The sequence below is a fragment of the Clavibacter lycopersici genome, from assembly GCF_003576405.1.
GTDB classification, from domain to species: domain Bacteria; phylum Actinomycetota; class Actinomycetes; order Actinomycetales; family Microbacteriaceae; genus Clavibacter; species Clavibacter lycopersici.
The window spans coordinates 1-4,077 of sequence record NZ_QWGT01000244.1; the positions used below are offsets into that span (position 1 = coordinate 1).

Here is a 4,077-nt window from a genome sequence, read left to right on the forward strand (position 1 = left end):
GCCCCCGTGCGCGACCTGCCCGACGCCGTGCGGCTCGCCCACGACGGCGACGCGCGCGCCACCACGCAGCTGCGCCAGGCCGGGCGCACGGTCGGCGACACCCTCGCCGCCGTCGTCAACTTCTTCAACCCCGAGGTGGTGGTCATCGGCGGGATGCTGTCGACCGTCGAGCCGTTCGTCGCCGCCATCCGCTCGCAGCTCTACGAGAGCTGCCACCCGCTCGCGACGACGACGCTGCGGATCCAGCAGAGCGAGGCCGGCGTGGACGCGGGCGTGCTCGGCATCGGCCAGCTCTGCCTGCGGCGGGCGCTGGCGCAGCTGTACTGAGCCGGCCCGCCGCGCGTGCGGGACCGGCGCCGCCGTCAGATCGGGCGCGTCATCATCCGGGCGGAGAGGTCGGGCGTCTCCGTCACCTCGTCGAACGGCACCATCGGCCGCACGATGCGGTGATGCGGCAGCCGCGCGAGGTCCTGGTCGACCCCGCCCGGGGTGAGCGCCATCATCCAGTCGGCCGCCATCGCGTGCAGCTCGGGCTCGAGGTAGCCGATCTTCACCACCACGAGGTCGGCGGCCCGCGCGTCGATGCCGTTCCGCGTGAAGTCGGCCTCCAGGTGGTACGGCTTCCGGCGGGCAGTGAGGATCACGCGCAGCCCGCCGACGCGCACCACGGCCTCCACATCGGCCGCGGGATCCCCCTCGGCGATGTGCTCGACCGTGCCGCGGATCCGGGCCGGCGGCGCGACCGTGTCGTCCACGAGCGCGCCGGCCCGGACGTCGACCTCGCCGCCGACGCCCGCCGCCACGCACGCGGCGACGGCACCCGGATCCGGGATCGACGCGTACACGGCCTCGATCGCGCCCGAGGCGATCTCCGGCCGGGCGAGGAGCTCGCGCAGGGTGCCCGTCGCGTCGCCCGCGCCGCCCGCCGTGGGGTTGTCGCCCGAGTCGCTCACGAAGAACGGCCGCGCGTCGCTCGCGACGGCCCGGTCGAGGCACTCGTCGAGCGAGCCGACGGGCGCCACGAACGCGAAGTCGTCGCGCACGCGCCAGAGCTCGGCGGCCAGCTCCTCGGCCGACGCCGCCACGACGGCCGCGTCGTCGCCGGTCACGACCACGGCCGCGTGGTTCCGGGGCTCGTCGGCCCACGCGTAGCCGATCCAGATCCCCGCGTCGATCACGCCGTCGCGCGCCGTGATCCCCGGGATGCGCCCGTACAGCCCCTTCGCCGGCTCGTCCCGGGTGCTCGTCTTCTCGCCCGGCAGCAGGATCGGCACGGGCACCCACGCGGTCGCCACCGGCTCCCGGCGCCTGGGCCCCGTCAGCCGGTCGACGAGGTTCCGCACCGCGCGCTCGACGGTCTCGAGCGCGTCCTCGTGCGGCGCCAGGCGGTAGCAGGTGATGAGGTCGACCGAGCCCGCGAGCAGCGGCGTGACGTTGCCGTGCAGGTCCATGGTCGCCGAGACGATCGCGTCGGGGCCGACGAGCGTGCGGATCCGGCCGGCGAGCTCGCCCTCGGGGTCGTCCGCGCCGATCACGCTCATGGCGCCGTGCACGTCGTACAGCACGCCGTCGACCGGGCCGTCGTCGCGGAGCGTGCGCTCGAGCGCGCCCAGCAGGTCGTCGACGATCGCGCGGTGGTCGTCCGCCGGGACGGGGCCGCCGGGGATCGCGCGGAAGTGCGGCAGCGCGGTCCATTCCGTGCGCTCCCGCAGCGGGGAGCCGGGCGCGAGGAAGGGGTAGCGGGCGAGGTACGCGTCGCCGTCGGTGCGCACGAACTGGTCGACGCGGGTCACGGCCGGCGAGTACACGCTGGCCTCCAGCGACATGCCGAGCGAGACGATCCGGGGGCGGTGCGGCATGGGGTCCCTTCCGTCCGGCGCGGGTCGGGTCGGGTCGGCGAGCGCCGCCCTCCTGCCGGGTCCTCCCACCATATGGACGCGGCCCTCGCGCCCCGGCGGCGGGCGGTTACGTCTCCGTTAAACCGGCGGCGAAGGAACGGCCGGCCCGGGGCGACGGGGCGCGCCGCACCTAGCGTGAGGGCACGGCCGACCGCCCGGCCGCCGGAACCGGAAGGCCGCCCATGCGCATCGGCGTCAGCTCCTACACGTTCGCCCCGGCCCTCGAGGCCGGCACCCTCACCGTGCCCGACGTGGTCGACCTCGTCGCCGACTCCGAGGCCAGCCACCTGGAGATCTCGATCGCCGGCCTCGGCAGCGAGCTCGTCGACGATCCGGAGCTGGTCGCCGCGATCCGCGCCCGCGCCGACGCGCGCGGCGTCGTGCTCGCGAACTACGCGGTCGGCGCCGACCTCCTGGACCCCGACCTCGACGGCCAGGTCGCCCGGCTGCACGAGCACCTCCGGGTCGCGCACGAGCTCGGGATCCCGCTGCTCCGGCACGACGTGTTCGCCTGGTCCTGGCGCGAGGCCGACGACGACGAGTACGAGCGCGCCTTCGCGACGATCGTGCCGGTGTGCCGCGACCTCGCCGACCACGCCGCGACCCTCGGCATCGCCACGACGGTGGAGAACCACGGCATGAGCATGAACGCGAGCGACCGGATCCTGCGCCTCGTCGAGGCCGTCGACCGTCCCGCCTTCCGCGTCACGCTCGACGTCGGCAACTCGCTCTGCGTCGACGAGGATCCGCTCGCCGCCGTCCCGCGCCTCCTCCCCCACGCGGCCGTCGTGCACCTCAAGGACTTCGACGTGCGCGACGTGCCGCCCGACGACACGTGGATGACGACGCTCGGCGGGCGCGGGATCCGCGGCGCGGTCGTCGGCGCCGGCGACCTGCCCATCGGCCGCCTCCTGGCGCTCGTCGCGGACGCAGGCTTCGACGGTCCGGTGTCCATCGAGTACGAGGGGCTCGAGGATCCGATCACGGGCTTCACGCAGGGCCTCGCCGCCGCGCAGCGCCTCGCCGCGGAGGTCGCCCGATGAGAGCACCCGCAGCACCCGCCGCCCCGGTGCGCATCGGCGTCGTGGGCGCCGGCACCATCGCGGGCCTCCACCTCGCCGCCTACGCACGGAACCCCGACGTGGTGATCGCCGGCATCTGCGACATCGACGGCGACCGGGCCGCGGCCCGCGCGGCCGAGCAGGGCGCGACGCTCGTGTCCACCGACTTCCGGTCCTTCGTGGCCGACCCCGGCATCGACGCCGTGAGCGTCTGCACGCGCAACGACACGCACGCCCAGGTCGCGATCGCCGCCCTCGAGGCCGGCAAGAGCGTGCTGCTCGAGAAGCCCATGGCCGTCACGGTCGCCGAGGCCGAGGCCATCGTGGCGGCCGAGGCGGCGAGCGCCGGATCCGTGCAGGTCGGCTACGTGCGCCGCCACTCCTCGAACGCGGTCACCCTCAAGCGCTTCGTGGACGCGGGCGACCTCGGTCCCCTCTACTACGCGAAGGCCGTGTTCCTGCGCCAGGCGGGCGATCCCGGCGGCTGGTTCTCCAACCGCTCCGTCTCGGGCGGCGGCCCGCTCATCGACCTCGGCGTGCACTTCCTCGACATGGCCCTCTGGCTCATGGACTTCCCCGAGCCCGTCGCGGTCACGGGCTACACGTTCTCGCGCCTCGGCAGCCGCACGAACCTCCGCGGCCTCACGCGCTACCTCAGCGCCGACCAGACGCCGTCGGACGATCCCGTCGAGGACCTCGCGGGCGCCGTCGTGCGCTTCGCCTCCGGTGCCGTGCTCGCGATCGAGACCTCGTACTCGCTGCACGGCCGCGACAGCCAGTCCTTCGAGGTGTTCGGCGAGAAGGGCGGCGCGACGCTCGAGCCCGCGCTGCGGATCACGACGGAGCTGCACGACACGGCCGTGGAGATCACGCCGAACATCGACGCCCTGTCGTTCGACCTCGAGGAGGGATTCCAGGTCGAGATCGACACGTTCGTCCGGATGGTGCGCGGCGAGGTGGCCCCCGTCGCGCCCGCGGCGCACGGCCTGCACCTCACGCGGATCCTCGAGGCCGTCTACGCGTCGGCCGCGAGCGGGCGCGAGGTGCGGCTGGACCGCGACGCGGCCGCGCCGGAGGAGCCGCGCACGACGCCGACGGAGGTGGCCGCCTAGCGGCCG

4 protein-coding genes are annotated in these 4,077 nt (G+C 74.9%); 3 read left to right on the forward strand and 1 reads right to left on the reverse strand.

The features are described from left to right. Positions 1-327 (forward strand): ROK family protein (locus DZG00_RS13065; RefSeq protein WP_119455704.1); only part of this gene is annotated, 327 nt, incomplete at its 5' end. A gap of 35 nt (positions 328-362) precedes the next feature. Here DZG00_RS13065 and DZG00_RS13070 read toward each other — a convergent pair. Then, positions 363-1,859 (reverse strand): M81 family metallopeptidase, encoded by a 1,497-nt coding sequence (locus DZG00_RS13070; protein ID WP_119382579.1) that lies wholly within the window; start codon positions 1,857-1,859, stop codon positions 363-365. A 221-nt stretch (positions 1,860-2,080) separates the two neighbouring features. Between DZG00_RS13070 and DZG00_RS13075 the strand changes: the two genes are divergently transcribed. Both DZG00_RS13075 and DZG00_RS13080 read left to right on the forward strand, forming a co-directional pair. Continuing rightward, complete coding sequence (locus DZG00_RS13075; protein ID WP_119382580.1) at positions 2,081-2,941, forward strand: sugar phosphate isomerase/epimerase family protein; 861 nt, start codon at positions 2,081-2,083, stop codon at positions 2,939-2,941. Further along, complete coding sequence (locus tag DZG00_RS13080) at positions 2,938-4,071, forward strand: Gfo/Idh/MocA family protein (RefSeq protein WP_119382581.1); 1,134 nt, start codon at positions 2,938-2,940, stop codon at positions 4,069-4,071. Before DZG00_RS13075 ends, DZG00_RS13080 begins: the two co-directional genes overlap by 4 nt. Positions 4,072-4,077 lie beyond the last annotated feature (6 nt).